At 51.3% G+C, this 21,084-nt stretch carries 13 protein-coding genes and 3 pseudogenes; 12 read left to right on the top strand and 4 right to left on the bottom strand.

The window, feature by feature from the left end; genetic code table 11:
- Positions 1-13: 13 nt before the first annotated feature.
- Positions 14-1,489, top strand: coding sequence for an MFS transporter (locus IT774_RS08550; protein WP_195809426.1), 1,476 nt, complete (start codon positions 14-16; stop codon positions 1,487-1,489).
- A pseudogene (locus IT774_RS08545) lies at positions 1,482-3,179 on the top strand (alpha-amylase family glycosyl hydrolase). Before IT774_RS08550 ends, IT774_RS08545 begins: the two are co-directional and overlap by 8 nt.
- 8 nt (positions 3,180-3,187) lie before the next feature.
- Here the strand turns inward: IT774_RS08545 and IT774_RS08540 are convergent.
- Positions 3,188-4,221: pseudogene (locus tag IT774_RS08540) on the bottom strand (LacI family DNA-binding transcriptional regulator).
- A gap of 215 nt (positions 4,222-4,436) precedes the next feature.
- Between IT774_RS08540 and glnS the strand changes: the two are divergent.
- The gene (gene glnS / locus IT774_RS08535; protein ID WP_195809425.1) at positions 4,437-6,107 is read left to right on the top strand and encodes a glutamine--tRNA ligase; all 1,671 of its coding nucleotides are present in this window, start codon (positions 4,437-4,439) and stop codon (positions 6,105-6,107) included.
- Between the two features lie 106 nt (positions 6,108-6,213).
- On the opposite strand, the gene IT774_RS08530 is transcribed toward glnS, so the two are convergent.
- Entirely contained in the window at positions 6,214-6,966 is a 753-nt protein-coding gene (locus IT774_RS08530) for a YciK family oxidoreductase (protein ID WP_195812246.1), read from the bottom strand.
- Positions 6,967-7,277: 311 nt separating this feature from the next.
- On the opposite strand from IT774_RS08530, the gene IT774_RS08525 reads away from it, so the two are divergent.
- From IT774_RS08525 to IT774_RS08505, 5 genes are all read left to right on the top strand, one after another.
- Positions 7,278-9,866 (top strand): VolA/Pla-1 family phospholipase, encoded by a 2,589-nt coding sequence (locus tag IT774_RS08525; RefSeq protein ID WP_195809424.1) that lies wholly within the window; start codon positions 7,278-7,280, stop codon positions 9,864-9,866.
- 151 nt (positions 9,867-10,017) lie between these two features.
- Positions 10,018-11,034 (top strand): protease SohB, encoded by a 1,017-nt coding sequence (sohB, locus tag IT774_RS08520; RefSeq protein ID WP_195809423.1) that lies wholly within the window; start codon positions 10,018-10,020, stop codon positions 11,032-11,034.
- A gap of 9 nt (positions 11,035-11,043) precedes the next feature.
- Positions 11,044-11,676, top strand: coding sequence for a TetR/AcrR family transcriptional regulator (locus IT774_RS08515; RefSeq protein WP_195809422.1), 633 nt, complete (start codon positions 11,044-11,046; stop codon positions 11,674-11,676).
- Positions 11,677-11,779: 103 nt separating this feature from the next.
- Positions 11,780-12,538 carry a Nif3-like dinuclear metal center hexameric protein gene (locus tag IT774_RS08510; RefSeq protein WP_269749752.1) on the top strand — a complete coding sequence of 253 codons (759 nt, stop codon included), beginning with the start codon at positions 11,780-11,782 and terminating at the stop codon, positions 12,536-12,538.
- 9 nt (positions 12,539-12,547) lie between these two features.
- Positions 12,548-13,297, top strand: coding sequence for a methyltransferase (locus tag IT774_RS08505; protein ID WP_195809421.1), 750 nt, complete (start codon positions 12,548-12,550; stop codon positions 13,295-13,297).
- Positions 13,298-13,315: 18 nt separating this feature from the next.
- Here IT774_RS08505 and IT774_RS08500 read toward each other — a convergent pair whose 3' ends face one another.
- On the bottom strand, positions 13,316-14,332 hold the full coding sequence (locus IT774_RS08500) for a 2-hydroxyacid dehydrogenase (RefSeq protein WP_195809420.1): 1,017 nt from the start codon (positions 14,330-14,332) through the stop codon (positions 13,316-13,318).
- 135 nt (positions 14,333-14,467) lie between these two features.
- Between IT774_RS08500 and IT774_RS08495 the strand changes: the two genes are divergently transcribed.
- Positions 14,468-15,322, top strand: coding sequence for an NAD(P)-dependent oxidoreductase (locus IT774_RS08495; RefSeq protein WP_195809419.1), 855 nt, complete (start codon positions 14,468-14,470; stop codon positions 15,320-15,322).
- 43 nt (positions 15,323-15,365) lie between these two features.
- On the opposite strand, the gene IT774_RS08490 is transcribed toward IT774_RS08495, so the two are convergent.
- The gene (locus tag IT774_RS08490; RefSeq protein ID WP_195809418.1) at positions 15,366-17,018 is read right to left on the bottom strand and encodes a response regulator; all 1,653 of its coding nucleotides are present in this window, start codon (positions 17,016-17,018) and stop codon (positions 15,366-15,368) included.
- A gap of 254 nt (positions 17,019-17,272) precedes the next feature.
- Here IT774_RS08490 and IT774_RS08485 point away from each other — a divergent pair, with 254 nt between their 5' ends.
- The 3 genes and pseudogenes from IT774_RS08485 (at position 17,273) to IT774_RS08475 (ending at position 21,083) form a co-directional block, all read left to right on the top strand.
- Positions 17,273-18,763, top strand: a complete 1,491-nt coding sequence (locus IT774_RS08485) for a CoA-acylating methylmalonate-semialdehyde dehydrogenase (RefSeq protein ID WP_195809417.1) — start codon at positions 17,273-17,275, stop codon at positions 18,761-18,763.
- A gap of 12 nt (positions 18,764-18,775) precedes the next feature.
- Positions 18,776-19,928, top strand: a pseudogene (locus IT774_RS08480) (acyl-CoA dehydrogenase family protein).
- Between the two features lie 21 nt (positions 19,929-19,949).
- Positions 19,950-21,083 carry an enoyl-CoA hydratase/isomerase family protein gene (locus tag IT774_RS08475; RefSeq protein ID WP_195809416.1) on the top strand — a complete coding sequence of 378 codons (1,134 nt, stop codon included), beginning with the start codon at positions 19,950-19,952 and terminating at the stop codon, positions 21,081-21,083.
- Position 21,084: the final 1 nt, after the last annotated feature.

Genomic DNA, 21,084 nt, shown 5'->3' with positions numbered 1-21,084 from the left:
AAATGTGGTAATTATGCAAACACAACAACCCAGACTTCATTTCTGGCAAATCTGGAATGTCAGCTTTGGCTTCTTAGGTGTCCAGTTTGGCTTTGCGCTGCAAAATGCGAATGTTTCAAGAATCTTATCGGACTTAGGCGCCGATCTGCATTCGTTGTCTTTATTCTGGCTGGTGGCACCGATTATGGGGTTATTAATACAGCCCATTGTGGGGGCCGCCTCAGATCGCACCTGGAACGGTCTGGGTCGCCGCCGTCCCTTTATTCTGGCCGGTGCGGTGGCCGCTGCCATCGGCATGCTGCTGATGCCGAATGCGCCGCTGTTTGTAACCTTTATGGCACCGATGATCTTTGGCGCGCTGATGCTGGCACTGATGGATGCCTCCTTTAACATTTGCTTTCAGCCATTCCGCTCGCTGGTTTCGGATATGGTGCCCTCAGAACAGCGCAATGTGGGCTACTCCATACAATCACTGCTGATTAATATCGGTGCAGTGATCGGTTCCATTCTACCGTTTGTGCTGACCAATGTGGTGGGCCTGGAAAATACGGCGCAGATGGGCGAAGTGGCCCCCTCGGTGATGTGGGCATTTTACATCGGGGCCACCGTATTGTTGGGGACAGTGATCTGGACAGTCATCAGAACCAAAGAATATTCTCCTGAGGACTACAATCGCTATAAAGGTATTGAAGCTGAAGAGGTGGAGCCTAAACAGCCAATGGCTGTGCGCCTGAGCAACTTCTGGAAGTTGGTGGTTAATATGCCAACGACCATGAAGCAACTGGCAGTGGTGCAATTTTTCTCGTGGTTTTCACTGTATATTATGTGGGTGTACACCACCCCGGCGATTACGCAGCATATCTGGAATGTAGATAAAAAATGGTTTGATCCGGCCTTTATTGCCACGGTCCCCATGATTCCTGACTCTGTGGTGTTAGCCAAAGGCGCGGCGGGTGACTGGGTGGGTATTCTGTTCGCCGCCTATTCGGTGTTCGCCGCGGTTTTTTCAATCTTTCTGGCCAAGCTTGCGGACCGCTTCGGACGTAAGCTGGTGTATTCAGCCTCGCTGCTGGCCGGTGGTGTGGGGTATATCAGCTTTTTACTGTTTCAGGATCTGAACCTGGTGCACGTGAACCTGTTAATTACCGAGGTCGAAGTACCGGTGGGCGCCGTCCGACTGCTTATCCCTATGATAGGGATTGGGGTTGCCTGGGCGGCGATACTGGCCATGCCATACGCGATGCTGGCTGGTGCGCTGCCGGCCCGGCAAACCGGGGTATATATGGGTATCTTTAATTTTACCGTGGCGGTGCCGCAAATTGTGGCCGGACTTTGCTCGGGCTCTATTCTGGCCTATGTATTTGATAACGAAGCTAAGTACATCATCGTGGTAGCCGGTGTTTCGATGCTGCTGGCGGCAATTTCGGTATTTTTTGTAAAAGACCCGAAGCTCGTCACTCTTCTTTATAAGGAATCTTGTTATGCATAAATTTTCTATGGGCATTACGGCGCTGGCCGTCGCGGGCGTGCTAAGTGCATGCTCCACCACGAAGCCGGATTCAACCCAGGCCGCATCAGCCCAGACCCCGTCCACCCAGATTTACGGCACCCAGCATCCCTTTGCTAAAGAAGCGGTTTATTTTGTGGTTACGGATCGCTTTGTCGATGGCGACCCGTCGAACAACCATGAAGAGCAGGGGGCGACAACCCGACCTGGAACCTTCGTCTGGATGGTCCAAATGGCCAGCATGCCAATGTGGGCTACATGGGCGGCGATCTGCAGGGGATCCTTGATAATGCGCAGTATATTAAAAACCTGGGGTTCACCGCCATCTGGCTGACCCCGATACTGGATAATCCTGATGAAGCCTTCACCGGCGGCGAGCCCATTACCTTTGGGGGGCATTTAAAGATGGCGGCAAGAGTGGTTATCACGGTTATTGGGCCACCAACTTTTATAAGGCCGATGAACACCTGATCAGCCCCGATTTAAGTTTTAAAGATTACACCAGTACCCTGCGTGAAAAGCATGGACTTAAAACCGTGTTTGATATCGTGGCCAATCATGGTTCGCCCAGCTTCACCATGCCGCAGGATCAGCCCGGGTTTGGTGAGTTGTATGACCAGGATGGCAAGCTGGTGGCGGATCATCAAAACCTGCCACCCAGCGAACTGGATACCAGTCAGCCGTTGCAGGCTTTCTTTCATGACGAGCCGGATTTAATGCAGCTGTCGAATCTGGATGAGACAAACCCTGATGTGCAGGACTATCTTATTAATGCTTACCTGTACTGGATAGAGCAGGGCGCCGACGCCTTTCGTATTGATACCATTCGCCATGTTCCGCACGCCTTCTGGCGTGAAATGTCAGATCGCATTCGTGCCGAGCACCCGGACTTTTTCATGTTTGGCGAAAGTTTTGTCTATGATGCTAACTTTATTGCCCAGCATACACTGCCAAAAAATGGTGGTGTCAGCGTGCTGGATTTTCCGATGCAAAAAGCCATGATAGAGGTTTTTTCAAAGCCGGATAGTGATTACAGTAGGTTAAGCGAAACCTTGCATCTGACCCATGGACCGTATGCCAATCCTTACGAGCTGACTACATTTTATGACAATCACGATATGGCGCGGATGGATGCACCGGACAGTGGTTTTGTTAATGCCCACAACTGGCTGTTTACGGCCCGGGGATTCCGGTGATCTATCAGGGTTCCGAGATTGGCTTTATGCGGGGCACCGCCGAGCACGAGGGAAACCGTAATTATCTTGGTCAGGAGAATATTGATAAGGCACCAGCGCATGTTATTTATCAGCAGCTGAAAGAAATTGCCCATGTGCGTAAAAATACCCCGGCGTTACAGCGCGGGTTACAGGTTAATGTGGCGCTAACGGGGGATACCGCGGCGTTCTACCGGGTATTACAGACAGGAAACGCTGCCCAGACCGCGCTGGTATTATTAAATAAGGGTAAGCAGCCAGCCAGTTTTGAAATTGACAAGTATCTGCAACAAGGCACCTGGCAAGAACAACTGTCTGATAAACAGCTAACCCTAAGTGCAGGTCAGGCTTTGCAAACCCAGGTTGGGGCCAATGATGTGCAGGTATGGGTGCTGGAAGGCGAAATATCGCAACCAGAGTTGCTGGAACAGGTTCAATCTCAGATGGCGCGCCAGTAAACCCGCTATCAGCTGGTTGGTCCGGCGCCACAGGAGCGCCGGACCACCAAGTCCGCCGGCATCAGATAATCATGTACTTGCTGTTTGTTAATGGCACTGATTAGCGTATTGACCAGCAGCTCGCCCGCGCGGGTAGTGTTTTGCCGCACCGTGGTCAAAGCCGGGGAGGTATAGCCTGAAACCGGAATGTTGTCATACCCTACCACCGCAATATCCTGGGGACCTGTAAGCCGGCATCGCGAATGGCGTCCAGCACCCCGATGGCGATAAGGTCGGAGGCACATACCACCGCCCGTGGATGTTCATATTCTGCCAGTATCCGCTGCATCGCATTGCGGCCAGAGACTTCGGTGGAGTAGGCATCGTACTGCAGGGTATGATCATGTAACAGATGGTGAGTATTGAGGGCGTCCCGATACCCCTGATAACGGGCTTTGAATTCGGGGGCCTGTTCCCCACATTCTCCGATAAATGCGATACGCTGGTAACCCAGTTTAATCAGGTGCGTGGTGGCAGCTACTCCGCCCTGATAATTATCGCAGCCAATATTAATCCCGGGCTGTTCGCTATCCGGCGCGCCCCATCGTACAAAATGAGTGCCTTGTTCTTCCAGCCGGGCCAGTTTGCTGCGGTACGAACGATAATCGCCGTAGCCCAGTAAAATGATGCCATCGGCTTTATTGGAGTCTTCGTATTCTGCGTGCCAGTCATCCTGCATATTCTGAAACGATACCAGCAAATCAAAACCGGCCGTCGCACTGGCCCGGGTAATACTGCCCAGCATGGATAAAAAGAAAGGATTGATTAACGAGTCATCGGTGGTGGGATCCTGAAACAACAATAGTGCCAGTGTATTGCTTTTTTGCTTACGCAGATTACTGGCATTTTTATCCACTTTGTAATTAAGTTCCTGCGCAATTTTGACAATGCGATCGCGGGTTTGCTGACTCACCAGTGAGCTATTGTTCAGAGCACGGGAAACGGTAGATTGCGACACACCAGCACGATGGGCAATATCAAAGGAAGTTGCTTTTTCTTTCATAGTTGGAGCCAACAGCTTATATGCAAAAAAATCGGACGCTGACACCATACCACAAAGTGGGCTGCAAGAGATGAATACACCCGTCGCCGGCATTCTATCGCTGCAAATTTAAGCATTTACACAGAACAGGTGGCGAAAAAAGATCGCCGTACCGATGGCCGATGTTATACTCGGGGCCGTTTTAAATTTCATTATTACTTAAGGGGAATGCGCGAATGGCGGAGACTGAGAATCGTCCGACCAATTTTATCCGGCAGATTATCGATAAAGATTTGGCGTCTGGGTTACACCAGCAGGTGAAAACGCGTTTTCCACCCGAGCCCAACGGCTATCTGCATATTGGTCACGCAAAGTCTATCTGTCTGAACTTTGGTATTGCCGAAGACTATCAGGGCAGTTGTAACCTGCGCTTTGACGACACCAATCCGGAAAAAGAAGACATTTCTTTTGTAAACAGCATTCAGCAGGATGTGCGCTGGCTGGGCTTTGAATGGCAGGGCGAGCCGTGCTATTCCTCAGGCTATTTTGACCAGTTGCATCAGTTTGCCAATGAGCTTATCGACAAAGGTCTGGCCTATGTCGACTTTTCAACCCATGAACAAATGCGTGAGTTGCGCGGTACATTGACCGAGCCTGGCAAAAACAGCCCGTACCGTGACACCGATGTCGACACAAACCGTCGCGAGTTTGCAAAAATGACCGCCGGTGAATACGCAGAAGGGCAATGTAGTTTACGTGCCAAAATTGACATGGCATCGCCGTTTATGTGCATGCGCGATCCGGTTATTTATCGGGTCCGGTTTGCCCACCATCACCAGACCGGTGACAAATGGTGTGTGTACCCCATGTATGATTTTACCCATTGTATCTCGGATGCACTGGAAGGCATCACGCACTCGCTGTGTACCCTGGAATTTCAGGACAATCGCCGGTTGTACGACTGGGTTATTGACAATATCTCCATTGACTGTACCCCTCGTCAGTACGAGTTTTCCCGCCTGAATCTTGAATATACGGTGTTGAGTAAGCGACGTCTGATTCAGCTGGTAGACGAGCAGCATGTGTCTGGCTGGGACGATCCCAGAATGCCGACCATTGCAGGTCTGCGCCGTCGGGGTTACACCGCCGGTTCGATTCGTGAATTCTGTAAACGAATCGGGGTTACCAAAATGGATAACATGGTTGAAATGGGCATGCTGGAAGCCTGTATCCGCGACGACTTAAATGTGAATGCGCCTCGGGCTATGGCGGTGCTGGACCCGGTAAAGATTGTGATTGAGAATTACCCGGAGGGTAAAACAGAAACGCTGCATGCGCCGAATCATCCCAATGATGAAAGCATGGGTACCCGGGAAATCACCTTTAGTCGCGAAATCCTGATTGAAGCAGAGGATTTTCGTGAAGAAGCCAATAAAAAGTTCAAGCGCCTGGTAACCGGCAAAGAAGTCCGTTTGCGTAACGCGTATGTGATCAGAGCCGAGCATGTAGAAAAAGATGATGAAGGGAATATCATCACCATCTTTTGCACCTATGATGACCAGACGCTGGGCAAAGACCCGGCCGATGGGCGTAAGGTTAAAGGCGTAATTCACTGGGTAGACGCGGCCGCTGCGGTACCGGCTGAGTTCCGGTTGTACGATCGTTTGTTTACCGTGCCAAACCCGGCCGCCGAAGAAAATTTTGTGGATGTGATTAATCCTGAGTCCCTGACCGTCAAACAGGGTGTCGTAGAACGCACCTTGTCGACCGCCAGTGTAGACTCGGGGGCATGGCAGTTTGAGCGTACCGGCTATTTTTGTTGTGACAAAGACAGCACTACCAACAAACTGGTCTTTAATCAGACCGTTGGGCTACGTGATACCTGGGCAAAAATCGCCAACACCTAGGCAGGTAATAAACCCGTTTTATCCACATCAAAAAAGGCGACCTCAGGGTCGCCTTTTTGTTGTTATTGTCGCACCGGTGTTGCCGGGCACGGCGCATACTGAAGCCCTAGTTTGCAGGTTTGGGCTGGCAGTCTAGTGACTGTCCATTGACCCTGGCGCTGTCATCCCCCATCAGGTACAGATATAAAGGCATGATGTCGGCCGGGGTTTTAAGCGTTTGCGGGTCTTCGGCCGGAAAGGCACTGGCTCGCATACTGGTGCGGGTACCGCCCGGATTGATGCAATTGAACCGCACGCTACGATTTTCAAATTCACTGGCCAGTACCTGCATCATGCCTTCGGTGGCAAACTTTGACACTGCATAAGGTCCCCAGAAAGCCCGGCCTTTACGACCCACGCTGGAGGTGGTGAAGATCACCGACGCGGCCGGGGCTAAGCGCAAAACTGGTACCAGCTTTTGCGTCATCAGCGCGGTCCCGTGAACATTAATCTGCATGACTTCCTGCCATTCCTGTTCAGAAATATCCACAAATGCGCTCAGCTGGCCCAACACCGACGCATTGTGTAACACCCCATCCAGCCGACCAAACTTATCTTCAATGGTATCGGCCATATCAGCATAATTTTTGGCGCTGGCGCCCTGCAAATCCAACGGAATAATGGCTGGCTGCGGGTGATTTTCTGCCACGATTTCATCATAAACGGTTTCAAGTTTACTTACGGTCCGGCCCAATAAGATGACAGTGGCACCATGGGCTGCATACGTTTTGGCAGCCTGGGCGCCGATACCATCGCCGGCGCCGGTGACCAGTATTACTTTATCGTCCAAAAGAGTAGCGGGTGCCTGATAATTGTTCATGGAGGTCTCATTGTTAAAGGTGCAATAGCCATGCACCGACGAAAAACAGAATAAGCTCATCATACAAAGCTGAGATTGCTTGTAAACGCTGGTGGCAGGGTTTGCTAAAAAGAATTCAAAAAAGAAAATAAAAAGTTAACAAAGCTTTGCAAAGTTGCTGCAAACTCAATAAGATTGCCCTATAAGTAACTGGTCTTACATGTTTAGAATCTTATGTAGTGTGCTGGGGTTAGTTGTCCATCATAGACAGGATAGTCGCTTAACCAGGGTTTTGAACAGACAATAAAAACAATGAATTTGAGGGAGAAAGAATGAGAAAACTACTTATCAGTTCCAGTGTTGCCATGGCGCTGGGGTTAGCAGGATGCGGAGGCTCTGGTGACACCATTGAAGATATCGAAGCTGAAACTCCTGAACAAACCCCTTTTTCCCGAGTTGTCTTTGACCCTGCAGCCGGTAATTTAAATACACCCAATGATTTACTGATGCTGCCTGGCGACGATGGCTTTTTCGATTACACCCTCAATGTTCCGGTGGATGATCCTACCGATTTTGGCGATCCAAGAAATGCATTGAATGTGTTGGATGGCTGGTCTACCCAGGCCCCTTTTGTCATCAATGTGGATACGCCCCCTGGCGCCTCGCTGGATGAGTCGACCTTATCTGCCGGCATCTTTATTCACGAAGCCACTCTGGGCCTTGATCAAAGCGACCCGGACTGTGCGGCAGTGTCGACGCCATCCGCCGGCTGCAAAGTAGGTGATGCGCTTATCTATGGTGAAGATTATGTTACCAGCCTGGCCGATGATGACACCATTTCTGTCATTCCCCTGAAGCCATTAAAAGCGGCCAGTGGCTATATGCTGGTGGTGACAGATGCACTCAAAGACAGTAGTGGCAAATCGGTAAAAGGGTCAACCACCTGGGATTTGGTGCGTCAGGATGTTAATACGATGCCGCTAAGCTCAGACTCACAGCTGCAGTTACAGGGTCTGGTAAACAGTTATATCACGCCGCTAGAGTCAGCCGGCTATGACCGTGAAGAACTTAGCTATGTGGCCGCTTTCACCACGCAGTCCATTGACGATTCGTTACAGGCACTGAAAAAGGTGTCGGTGGCAACGTATGCCGCCCGGGTGCAGGCCGGCGATCCGGCAGCAGGGGAGTCTTTGCCTGCCATGACGGTGGGTGATGCTACCGCCCCTACTGCAATGAAAGCATTAAATCTGGTGAGTGATGAAGTGTTGTCCGGCGCTGTGTTGCAAGCCTCAGCCGACCTGGATGCCGGCACCAAGGCAGCGATTGAAGCTACTTTGGAAGCGGGTGGATTTGATTCACTACAAAGCTGTGATGGCTTGCTGACGACCGCCGCCGGTGGCGCTGCAGAACAGTTTGGTGCTCTGAATAGCTTTGCCGAACCATTAGCCTCTGGGCTGCTTGAGCAAGTAGGGCCGTTTTGTGCGGCTCAGCATTATGCCGGCGATATCACCCTGCCTTATTATCTGGGCGTGCCCACGGCGGAAAATCCGATGGCGCCGGTAACCGCTTTTTGGCAGGCAGCCTGTGACAGCGGTATTGTGCTGGGTGGGGCCAGTGATGAGGTCAAAGCTGCCGCGCAAGCCGGTCCTAATAATGCCCTGTGTCAGCAGCTAGGTTTGGCAGACCTGCGCATTGATGACAAGCCGCTGGATAAAAATCGCTATATCACCCGTTACAACCCGGTACCACAAGCGACCTCGGCGCAAACCCTGGAGGTGCAGGTGACCATCCCTGATCCTATGGTTGCCGGGGCGCTAGGCGTGCCGTTGAGTACCCCGGAAGCGGGCTGGCCGGTTGTGGTTCTGTATCACGGTATCACCAGCAAAAAAGAAGACATGCTGGCTATCACCGGCTCCCTGGCACTCGCTGGTATTGCCAGTGTGGCCATTGACCAGCCGCTGCATGGCAGTCGTGGTTTTGATGTCGACATGGATGGCACCGACGATATCAATGCCACGTCGGTAACGCCAACCCATTATATGAACCTGGCCAGCCTGCCTACCGCCCGGGATAACCTGCGCCAAAGTGTGGCAGATTTACTGGGTGTTCGGCTGGGTCTGAATGCAGTTATTGATAATACCACAGACCAGAATGTTAAATTTAACCTGGGTCAGGTGTCAGTAATGGGAGTCTCGCTGGGGGCAATGACGGGCGGTAATTTTGCGGCCGTCGCCAATACCTCTTTAGATGGCGATCTAGCTGCGCTTGATGGATTATTTGCCGTAAACGCGGCGTCGCTGGAGTCTCCCGGAGGCGGTGTGGCGCAATTTTTGATTGAGTCGCCGTCATTCGGTCCGCTGATTAAAGGCTTATTGCTGTCCGAGTCTTCTGAAGACTTTCAGGGCCTGCTTATGCAGTTGTACGGCACCACCGATGTATCTCGCGAAGAGTTGGTCGCAGCAGTCGGACAATTTGAAGAGGCGCTGACACCGGCGCAGGCTGCGACAGTAGAAGCCACCCTGAACGAGTTTGCCTTTGCTGCGCAAACCGTACTGGACTCGGGCGATCCTAATAATTATGCCAGTCGTCTGGGAGAAAGCACTCCGGTACACATGATGACGGTCATCGGCGATGGTAGCGAAGAAAATAAACCGGACCAGGTTATCCCGGTAACCACCAAACTTCCCCTGTCGGGTCAGAACCCTCTTGCGGCGCTGATTGGCTTACCTCAGGTTAGCAGCACCGTCACCGGTGACCCGGTCTCAGGACAGGTTCGCTTTACCGAAGGCGCTCATGGTTCGAGTCTGAGCCCGGAAGCTAGCGCGGCGGCCACCACTGAAATGCAAACTCAGGTGGCAACGTATCTGGCGACTGAGGCAGAGGTCATAAAAATCAGTAATCCGGATGTAGTGGCGAATTAAACTGCTATTTTTGTCAAAGGCCAGCCTATTGCTGGCCTTTTTTATGACTGAGATAAAGCCAGGCTGTCGTCAAGGGCGTATAACGCTGGTAAACTTGCGCATCAATATTTCAGTGAATAGTACTATCTGTGGATAGCATCAGGAGATCAATTTGGAGTTTTTGTACGAATACGGGCTATTTTTGGCAAAGGCAGTCACCCTGGTGGTGGCGATAGTCATGGTCATTGTGGCCATTGTCGGGGCCGCCAATAAGCAAAAGCCGGGCAAGGGCCATCTGGAAATTGTGTCGCTGTCGGAGCAACTAAAAGATATTACACACTATGCCCGTTCGGTATTGCTGGATAAAGCCAGTATGAAGAAGCTGGCAAAGCAGCAGAAAAAAGAAGCCAAGGAACAGGAAAAACAAGAACAACAACAATCTCGCCTGTATGTTATCGACTTCAAGGGCTCTATGGATGCCCACGAGGTAGAACGCCTGCGCGAAGAAATTACCGCGGTATTGTGTGTTGCTGAAAAAAGCGATGAAATTCTGGTGCGTTTGGAAAGTGGCGGGGGCGTGGTTCATGGCTATGGACTGGCGGCCTCTCAGTTACAGCGTATAAAAGAAAAAGGTATTCGCCTGACGGTGTCGGTCGATAAAGTGGCCGCCAGTGGTGGCTATATGATGGCCTGTGTGGCCGATCATCTGCTGGCTTCGCGGTTTGCTTATATTGGCTCGATTGGGGTGTTGGCGCAAATGCCGAATTTTCACAAACTTCTTAAGAAAAATGATGTGGAATTTGAGCAGCATACCGCCGGTGCCTACAAGCGTACGCTTACCGTATTTGGCGAAAACACCGATGAAGGTCGCGAAAAATTTCGTGAGGAACTCGAAGAGATTCATGTACTGTTTAAAGACTGGGTTCACGAACAGCGCGGCGAGCTGGACATAGAAAAAGTCGCCACCGGCGAATTCTGGCCTGGCATTAAAGCTAAGGAGCTGGGCCTGGTCGATGAAATCATGACCTCCGATGATTATATTCTGGCGGCCCATCCGCAAAAACAAATCTATAGCGTCAAATACGCCCACAAAAAGAATATGGCTGAAAAGCTGGGGATGTCATTTGCCTCAGTCGCTCAGCGTTCGTTAATGCGGTTATGGAGCGAGTCCAGAAGCTGGTTTCATTAACGTCGTATTATGTCAAAATCGACTAAACATGTGATTTTGGATGTGGCTGAGGTCCTGTTTGCAGAACAGGGCTTCAACCAGACCTCCATGCGGACTATTACCCGCAGTGCCGGGGTAAATCTGGCATCGGTAAATTACCACTTTGGCAGCAAAAAAAATCTGATTCAGGCGGTATTTAAGCGCTATTTTGATGTGCTGATGCCAAAGTTAGATGAAGTATTTGAACAACTGCCGCTGGAAACCGGACAGGCGGGTATTCAATCGCTGTTTGATGCCCTCATTCCGCCGATGATTGCGCTGCATGATTTCAGGCCCGCAGGGACCGAGCGTTTTGTATTATTGCTGGGGCGGGGCTATAACGAAACCCAAGGGCATTTACGGCGTTTTATCATGCATGACTATGGTGATACGGTGCACCGCTTGCTGGCGCAGATACACCGGCGGTTGCCGGAGATTGAAGACAGCGAACTGTTCTGGCGACTGCATTTTGCCATGGGCAGTTTTGTTTTTTCCATGGCCTCGTGTCAGGCCTTAAAAGAAATTGCCCAGGCGGATTTTAACCAGAGTATTGATGTAGTGGATGTTATCAATCACCTGGTACCTTTCGTCTCTCACGGTATCAGTGGCAAATCTTTAGCCTGAGGGTCTTGCATTAAAAAATTTGTACCGGCCCGACCCGGTCGGTATTTGAGTTTATCAATGATAAACTTTTCCTTCTGTTTATTCACTTTTCGCAGGTTTATTGATGATTTCACGCACAGAATTACAAACTGTTCTTAATAATCTGCTTCACCCTGAAGATATCAAAGACTATTGCCCGAATGGCTTACAGGTTGAAGGTAAAGACCGCATTAAGACCATTGTGACCGGGGTAACCGCCTCACAACGGTTGATTGATGCAGCCATTGAACATCAGGCCGATGCGATCCTGGTGCATCATGGTTACTTCTGGAAAGGTGAAAGCGGCGCCATTACCGGTATGAAAAAACGCCGGTTACAGGCCCTGTTAGCCCATGATATCAGTTTGTTTGCCTATCATTTACCCATCGATGTGCATCCTGAATATGGCAACAATGTGCAGCTGGCGCAGCTGCTAAATATTCAGGATGCCAGGCCGATGCCGGGTGTGGCCCCCCAGGGCATTGTTTATCAGGGTCAGCTTGAAAACCCGGTAAGCGTCCAGGATTTGGCCCAACGCTTTAAACAGGCGTTAGGAAAAACGCCGTTAAGCGAAGCGGCAGGCAACCATAAAATCAGTAAGATTGCGTGGTGTAGCGGGGGCGGTCAGGGATTTATCGATCAGGCGGCAGCCGCCGGTATGGATGCTTTTTTCAGTGGCGAAGTGTCGGAAAAAACCATTCATAGTGCCCGCGAGCAGGAGATTCATTATTTTGCCTGCGGTCACCATGCCACCGAGCGATGTGGTCCTAAAGCCGTAGGCGAATACCTGGCCAGTAAACTGGGGCTGGATGTACGCTTTATCGATATCGATAACCCTGCTTAAGAGTCACCAATGAAAGAGACCGATCAGTACTTTGATGGTATTGCTGATAAGTTTGCCAACAATATCTACGGCACTACCAAGGGGCGCCTGCGACATATCCTGTTGCTTGAAGCCATGTCCCCCTTTTTGCAGCAGCGTCCTCATCAGATCATAGAATTGGGCGGGGGCACCGGGGTCTTGTCTAAAACTTTGCTGGAGCAGGGTCATGACGTCACCCTTACTGATGCTTCGGAGCAGGTACTGGAGCTGGCCCGGGAGTTACTGGCACCGTACCCGGCGGTGGCCATTGAGCAAAAGCCGCTGCAGGAAATCGAGTCATTATCCCGGTATTCGCTGGTGGTGTGTCATGCGGTACTTGAGTGGCTGGCCGACCCCTTTGAAGCGCTTAAACACATCAGTCAGCAGATGACGCCGGGCAGCCTGTTAAGCTTAAGTTTTTTCAATCGTGATGCGGCGCTTTTTGGTAATGCGGTGTATGGTAACTTTGCCTATATCGCCCGAGGCCTGAAAGTGAAGAATCAGGTGCGGCTGAATCCGGGAAACGCACTGCGTCCGGCTGCGGTCATCGATTTTTTAAACACGCTGGGTTTTGATATTGAGGCAAGGGCAGGGATACGCTGTTTTCATGACTACATGAATGACAAACCCGAAACTGACGAAAAATTTGCCGAACTGCTTGAAGCAGAACGCCAGTATGGGCATCAGGAACCCTTTTGTTGGCTGGGTAAGTATTTTTATCTGATGTTGCGCAAAACCTGAAAAAAACGCGGCAATTCGTCAACCTGCCACTACAAAACCAGGGCCGCTGGTCTCGCCTTTTTCAGCAGCCCCAAGATTGTCGATGGTGGTCGCAACAATCTGATTCAGAGCTTCTTCGGTAAAAAAGCCCTGATGGCCGGTGATCAGCACATTTGGAAAGCTCAATAGCCGTTCAATCACATCATCATCGATGATTTCCAGCGAGTGGTCACTGAAAAACAACGAGGATTCCTGTTCATATACATCCAGGCCCAGGGCTTTAATATGGCGTCGTTTGAGCGCGCTAATCACCGCCTGAGTGTCTATTAGTGCGCCTCGGGAAGTATTAATCAGGGTGATTCCAGGGCGCATTTTTTCGATGGCACCGGCATTTATCAGGTGATGGTTGGCGTGGGTGAGCGGGCAATGCAAAGTAATAATGTCGCTTTGGGTATAAAGCTCATCCAGGCTGACATAACAGCCTCCCCGTGCGTTTGTCTGCGCCTGTGCGGCGGCAGCCGGGGCCGGGTCGTGACACACGATGCGACACCCAAAGCCGGCCAGAATATTTATCACCGCCAGGCCAATAGCGCCGGTGCCAATAACGCCGACAGTTTTTTGGTACAGGGTAAAGCCCATAAGTCCCTGCAGCGAAAAATTGCCGTTTCGTACCCGGTTGTAGGCATGATGGGTCTTGCGGTTAAGGGTCAGTATCAGGGCCAGGGTATGCTCTGCCACCGATTGGGGAGAGTATGCCGGCACCCGCGAGACCAGCATCCCCAAGGTTTTTGCTGCCTGGGTATCAACATTATTAAAACCGGCACAGCGCAGGGCAATATGCTTTACCCCCAAGGCTGATAATTCCCTTAGCACCTCCCGGTTAAGGTCATCATTTACAAATACACACACCGCATCGTAACCCCTGGCCAGCGCGCAGGTGGTAAGGTTTAATCGCGCTTCAAAAAAGGTGAAGGTTACCGGCGTATGGGCGCCGGCGGCGGTGAAAAGATCAATGTCGTAGCGCTGGGCGCTGAACATGGCGACCGATAGGTTCATAACAGACTCACGACCAACAAAAAAAGAAATGACAGAGCGAGGGTGGCCAATACTGCCTGCTTTTTCACTCTTGTTATAAAACAGTATAGAGTAGGAAATACGCTACGTGTTAACAACATTGAAGGACTCAGGATAATGCAACAGGTCAGTTTTATTGGTTTAGGGGTAATGGGGTACCCGATGGCGGGGCATCTTGCCAGTGCCGGCTATGCGGTGACGGTATATAATCGCACCAGGGCAAAGGCGCAAAAGTGGTGTCAGTCATACCCGGGCACCCAGGTCGATACGCCTGAGCAGGCTGGCACCCGGGCTGATATTGTCTTTATGTGTGTCGGCGATGATAACGATGTGCGTGAAATTGCCGGTGAAGTGCTTAAAGGCATGGCGCCAGGCTCCGTATTAGTCGATCATACCACCGCCTCGGCCGATGTCGCACGCGAGGTTGCTGAAATGGCCCGCCAACAGCAGGTGGGGTTTATCGATGCCCCGGTATCCGGCGGTCAGGCAGGTGCCATCAATGGCGCTCTGACGGTGATGGCCGGCGGGCACAAGCAACATTTTGACACGGTATTGCCAGCCCTTGAAACCTATAGTCGTCAGGCAAAGCTGTTGGGTGAAACAGGGGCAGGGCAGCTGGCAAAAATGATGAATCAGATTTGTATCGCCGGCATCATTCAGGGGCTGGCAGAAGCGCTGCATTTTGGTCAGCGGGCGGGCCTGGACTGTACTCAGGTTATTGAGGTTATCAGTCAGGGGGCGGCGCAGTCATGGCAAATGGAAAATCGTGCCACCAGTATGCTTAACCATGAATACGACTTTGGTTTTGCGGTGGACTGGATGCGAAAAGACCTGGCCATCGCCCTGGCCGAAGCCCGAAAAAATGGCTCTACGCTGGCACTAACCGCGTTGGTGGATCAATATTATGCCGATGTTCAAAAAGCCGGCGGCGGACGCTGGGATACCTCGAGCCTGCTAACCCGATTGTCCTGAAAAAACAGTCCTGAAAAAACAGCGGGTTGAGTGCATACCCTTGCTAAGCATTGGCGCGGTGCTGGTTGCGCTGTATTGAGCGGGCACTCAGGTACAATGCTTCGTCGTCATTGAGTGCCTGCTCCAGCTTCAGTAACCGCGAACGGTTACTGGCCGATAATGTGGTACTTGTCAGCGACGCCATCAATGCCAGCAGGGTTACACCCCGAAACGCCGGTTGGCCTGCCTGCAGCATACACTGTAATAAATTTAGCCCGAACGCGGCGGTATCGGGGAGTAATTTATAGGCCTGGTAAAAGTAATACATGGCTTTGGTATATTCGCGCTGGACGAACAGACGGGTACCTTGCTCATTTAGCTCACTGGCCTGTTCTGCGGCCAGCCCCATGATTTGTTCGGTCTGGGTGAGTTGCTGCTGGTGAGTGATTTGTTCGGTAAGGCTAAGGTTGGCCTGGTTGCGCTCATGGGCTAATGCCAGTAACTCCCGGGCTTTTTGGGGTTGGTTGAGGCCCCCAAAAACTTTGGCGGCAGTAATCAGCGTGCCGGTGCTGGTACGCTGATAGTTAGCGTCACTTTGCTTATCAAGCAAGGTGCGGGCGCGGTCCGGCTCTTCATCAAGAATGGCGGTATAAGCCATCAGGATATCGCGTTTTTGCAATAACTGAGCATCATTTTGGGCCCGTCCGGCGATGCCTATCAGCCGGCGTGCCTGGGCTAAACTCTCGGTACGATTGGTTACCGGTTGCTGCTCGGCAATCGACAGATAAAACTCCGCCAGCTCAAAGGTAAAGGCGGTGAAGCGGTCACGGGTGTGTTGACTGGCTTCACGTTTTTTTTGCAGCAGTTCGATGCCTTCCACTACCCGATGCTGTTTCTGATAGGTCATGGACTTAAGCCGTGCGGCTGACAGGCTTAGTTCGCTGCCGTGAATATGGTCAAGATACTGCTCAGCCTGGGCGTAGGCTTCCTGCTCAAAACTGAGACCTGCCAGCCACTCAAATGCTTTGCCCCGGGCTAATGGCGACTCAGACATGGAACTTAATTCCGTTTCGCAATCAAACCAGCTTCCCTCAATATAATGGCATTTTACCTTACCCCACTGCGCCCACAGCACCTTGTCAGACTCTAATAAGATGGCATCGTACAATGAACGGGCGCGAGGAATATTGCCGGTTTCAAACAATAACTGTGCTTTGAGTTTGATGACATCATTACGAAGTCGTTGCGGCACAGCGCCTTGCAGCAAGGTTTGCAGCTGCCCCAGCGCATGGCCTTTATCATTGTTATCGATGGAGGAGAGCGCGTTATTCACCAGCTGACGATAATTTATATAATGTTTCAGGCCCCGGGACAGACTGTTCATGTTGTAGGGTTTGATTAACAATAAATCCGGCTGACAATCAATAATCTGGCCGATGGTCTGGGGCAGGCGGTCCGAAGTGATAAAGATGATGCCGGTGCTGGGGCGAATAAACTGCTCGTTGCGCAACATCGTCAGCCATTCCACGCCGGTGCGATCTTCACCTAAATGATAATCAAGAATGATCATTTCGAAGTTTTGTTTTCGAAGCGCCTGTTTGAGTTCCTTGCCGCTGCTAAAACTGCTGATATCAAACAGCCCCAGACTGAGCACATGACTACGAAGTGTGCCACGGGCGGTAGCGTTGTCTTCAACTATCGCAAGACGGTATTGCATCAATAATGAAACCTGAAATAAGGGCGAGTAGCCGCCGTTGTGCTAACGCTAAGCATAACAATCGGTCACGGATTCGTCATTACTCAAAAAAAATAAATTTGTTCACAGATATTGATCAATTTCACAACCTAAAGCATGATGCTTGTCACACAAACTTTACATAAGACTAACGTCGGCTTAATCCTTTACGTTTACGTGAAGGTGAGGGGGCGTTATGTTGTTGCCAAGAGCCAAACTACAGGACACAAAAAGCTATGCACCAGGTACCCTTATTAATCAATGGCCAAATGCAACCCTCTGCAACCTCGCAGTTTATCGATGTCACCAATCCAGCTAACAATCAGGTTATCGCACAGACTCCCTGTGCCACTGAGCAGGAAATTGAACAGGCGGTTAGCAGTGCCCAACAGGCCTTCGAAAGCTGGAGAAATGTTCCGGTTACCGAACGCGCCCGGGTTATGATGCGTTATCAGGCCTTATTGAAAGAGCATCAGCGCGATATTGCCGAGATACTGGCTAAAGAAACCGGCAAAACCTTTGATGATGCCATGGGCGATGTATGGCGTGGCATTGAAGTGGTGGAACAGGCCATGAATGTGCCCTCGCTGATGATGGGCGAAACCGTAGAAAATGTGGCCCGGAATATCGACACCTACAGTAATACCCAGCCGCTGGGGGTATGTGTAGGAATTACCCCGTTTAATTTCCCGGCGATGATCCCGTTATGGATGTTTCCGCTGGCGGTGGCCTGCGGCAATACCTTCATTTTGAAACCGTCAGAACAGGATCCGATGACACCCATGCGTCTGGCCGAGCTGTTTAAAGAAGCCGGCGCGCCCGATGGTGTGTTGAATATCATTCATGGTGGCAAAGAACAGGTTGAGCCATTACTGACGCACCCCACTATTAAAGCGGTCTCATTTGTGGGTTCGGTGCCCGTGGGTCAGCATATTTATCGTACTGCCACAGCCAATATGAAACGCGCGCAGTGTTTTGCCGGCGCCAAAAATCATACCGTGATCATGCCTGATGCCAATAAAGAACATGTTCTGAACAATCTGGTTGGCGCGTCAGTGGGCGCCGCTGGTCAGCGTTGTATGGCAATTTCGGTGGCGGTGTTTGTGGGTGAGGCACAAGAATGGATCCCCGAACTGGCAGAGCGCATTGCCAAGGTCAAACCGGGCTTATGGGATAACAAAGAGGCGGCATTTGGTCCGTTAATCAGTCCGGCCGCTAAGCAACGGGTGCTCAAACTGATTCAAAGTGGTAAGGATCAGGGGGCGACCTGCCTGGTAGACGGTAGTGAGTTTACCCTGGAAGGGTATGAAGAAGGCAACTGGGTTGGTCCTACGGTCTTTAGTGATGTCACTGCCGACATGGATATTTATCAACAGGAGATTTTTGGTCCGGTACTTTGCACCATGGGCGCAGACTCTCTGGAAGATGCGCTGACGCTGGTCAATGACAACCCTTATGGTAATGGCACGTCTATCTTCACCAACAGTGGTGCGGCGGCCAGAAAATATCAGCGGGAAGTTGAAGTGGGCCAGGTGGGCATCAATGTACCTATTCCTGTGCCGCTGCCGTTCTTTTCTTTCACCGGCTGGAAAAATTCTTTCTATGGTGACCTGCACGCCTATGGGAAACAGGGGATCCGTTTTTACACCGAAACGAAGACTATCACGTCACGCTGGCTTGAAAATGACATCCCGGGTGGCCCGAATATGACTATTTCGTTGTCTTAACAGGAGGCCATCATGGATTTTGCATTAAGCGATGATCAGCAGGCATTTGCCCAGACGGCATCACAGTTTGCCCGTGAAGTGTTACAACCCAACGCGGCGCGCTGGGACCAGGAACATCATTTTCCGGTAGACGAAATACGCCAGGCGGGCGAGCTGGGTTTTTGCGGCTTGTACACGCCGGAAGACGAAGGCGGTTTAGGGTTATCGCGGCTCGACGCTTCGATTATTTTTGAACAACTGGCGATGGGGTGTACCACCACCACCGCCATGCTTACCATACACAATATGGCGACCTGGATGATTGCCAGCTGGGGGACCGACAGTGTTAAGCAAAGCTGGTGTCCAGAGCTGGTCACCGGCGAAAAGCTGGCTTCGTATTGTCTTACTGAGCCAGGGGCCGGTTCTGATGCCGCCTCATTGAAAACCACGGCGGCTAAAACGGACAGCGGCTATCGGTTGAATGGCTCAAAAGTGTTTATTTCAGGGCGGGCAGCACCGATGTACTGGTGGTCATGGCAAGAACCGGAGAGGCCGGGCCAGGCGGTATATCCGCGTTTGCAATACCTGCCGATTGCGCCGGTATTGTGTATGGCAAACCTGAAGAAAAGATGGGCTGGAACGCCCAGCCCACCCGCATGATCACTTTTGAGGATGTGGAGGTGGATGCTCAGTGGTTACTGGGTAATGAAGGGGATGGCTTTAAGATGGCGATGCAGGGTCTGGACGGGGGCCGCATCAATATTGCCACCTGTTCGATTGGTACGGCCCAGCAGGCATTAAATACAGCCCGCGATTATATGCAGGAACGTGAGCAGTTTGGCAAACCGCTGGCCGCCTTTCAGGCGTTGCAATTTAAGCTGGCGGATATGGCCACCGAACTGGTCGCCGCACGCCAGATGGTAAGACTGGCGGCGTTTAAACTGGATAATAACGATGCCGACAAAACCACCTACTGTGCCATGGCCAAACGCTTTGCCACCGATGTAGGCTTTAAGGTGTGTAACGATGCGCTGCAGCTGCATGGTGGCTATGGCTATATCAAAGAATACCCCTTGAGCGCCATGTCCGGGATGTGCGGGTCCACCAGATACTGGAAGGCACCAACGAGATCATGCGACTCATTGTCGGCCGGCGTTTACTGGCCGATGAACGCGAAGTGCTATAACCCTCGTATAGGAGACGCAAGATGAATGATACCGTCGAGACGGCCCCTGTAATCGTAAGTGAATTTGCTTTAGCTGCCGGTAAAGTGGCCGGCAAGCTAACGCTGAACAAACCAAAATCTTTGAATGCCCTCGATTTGGATATGGCCCAGGTGATGCTGGATGCCTTACAAAAATTCGAGCAGCGTGATGATGTGGCGTTGGTTTTCATTGAGGCTGCCGGAGACAAAGCATTTTGTGCCGGCGGCGATATCGTCACCATGTATCGTTCAATGGAAGCGGCGCCCGGACAGGTACCGGATTTTATTGAACGTTTTTTTGCGCTGGAATATCGGCTCGATTACACCATTCACACTTACCCTAAACCGGTGGTTGTGTGGGGCCATGGAATCGTTATGGGTGGCGGCATGGGCCTGCTTAATGGCGCCTCGCACCGGGTGGTTACCGCGACCTCCCGCCTGGCAATGCCGGAAATCACCATAGGGCTTTACCCGGATGTGGGCGGCAGTTACTTTTTGCCAAGATTACCCGGGCATAGCGGTCTGTTTTTGGGTCTGACCGGGGCCAGTATTAATGCCACCGATGCCTGCTATTTGTCGCTGGCCGATCATTATTGTGATGCGGATCAAAAGCAGTGGTTTATAGAGCAACTTGGGCAAACCGAGTTTAGCGCCGAGACCGCTCATAAGCAGGTTTCAACCTTATTATCTAACCACGAAACGCCGGCGCATCAACGGGTCGAGGCTCAGGTTGAACCACGTATGAACCTCATCAATAGCGCCTGTGATGAAAACAATATCACGCAAATTGCCAAAAATATTCTGGAGCTGGACGCCACCGAAGACAAATGGCTAAACAAAGCCCAGCAAGCGTTGAGCAATGGCTCAGCCATTACCGCCAACTTGGTATTTGAGCAGGTCCGGCGCGGTGCTGATATGTCATTGGCAGACTGTTTCAAAATGGAGATGACCATGTCCTGTCATTGTGGTGAGTATGGCGAACTGCAAGAAGGGGTGCGCGCCTTACTGATCGATAAAGATTTTAAACCCAAATGGAAGTTTTCGCGGATAGCCGATGTGCCAGATGACGTTGTCTCGCACTTCTTCAGCCCGTTATGGGACGAACAACAGCATCCGTTGGCTGACTTAGGAGCATAAT

The sequence above is a fragment of the Salinimonas marina genome (genome assembly GCF_015644725.1).
Classification (GTDB): Bacteria; Pseudomonadota; Gammaproteobacteria; order Enterobacterales; family Alteromonadaceae; genus Alteromonas.
This window is presented reverse-complemented; position numbering and strand designations above follow the sequence as displayed.

What these genes read in the sequence shown, in the direction of transcription:
- IT774_RS08495 (WP_195809419.1), top strand. Translation starts at nt 14,468, where the DNA reads ATGCAACAGGTCAGTTTTATTGGTTTAGGGGTAATGGGGTACCCGATG.
- IT774_RS08500 (WP_195809420.1), bottom strand. Translation starts at nt 14,332, where the DNA reads ATGAACCTATCGGTCGCCATGTTCAGCGCCCAGCGCTACGACATTGAT.
- IT774_RS08515 (WP_195809422.1), top strand. Translation starts at nt 11,044, where the DNA reads ATGTCAAAATCGACTAAACATGTGATTTTGGATGTGGCTGAGGTCCTG.
- IT774_RS08505 (WP_195809421.1), top strand. Translation starts at nt 12,548, where the DNA reads ATGAAAGAGACCGATCAGTACTTTGATGGTATTGCTGATAAGTTTGCC.
- IT774_RS08510 (WP_269749752.1), top strand. Translation starts at nt 11,780, where the DNA reads ATGATTTCACGCACAGAATTACAAACTGTTCTTAATAATCTGCTTCAC.
- IT774_RS08475 (WP_195809416.1), top strand. Translation starts at nt 19,950, where the DNA reads ATGAATGATACCGTCGAGACGGCCCCTGTAATCGTAAGTGAATTTGCT.
- IT774_RS08485 (WP_195809417.1), top strand. Translation starts at nt 17,273, where the DNA reads ATGCACCAGGTACCCTTATTAATCAATGGCCAAATGCAACCCTCTGCA.
- IT774_RS08525 (WP_195809424.1), top strand. Translation starts at nt 7,278, where the DNA reads ATGAGAAAACTACTTATCAGTTCCAGTGTTGCCATGGCGCTGGGGTTA.
- glnS (WP_195809425.1), top strand. Translation starts at nt 4,437, where the DNA reads ATGGCGGAGACTGAGAATCGTCCGACCAATTTTATCCGGCAGATTATC.
- IT774_RS08550 (WP_195809426.1), top strand. Translation starts at nt 14, where the DNA reads ATGCAAACACAACAACCCAGACTTCATTTCTGGCAAATCTGGAATGTC.
- IT774_RS08490 (WP_195809418.1), bottom strand. Translation starts at nt 17,018, where the DNA reads ATGCAATACCGTCTTGCGATAGTTGAAGACAACGCTACCGCCCGTGGC.
- IT774_RS08530 (WP_195812246.1), bottom strand. Translation starts at nt 6,966, where the DNA reads ATGAACAATTATCAGGCACCCGCTACTCTTTTGGACGATAAAGTAATA.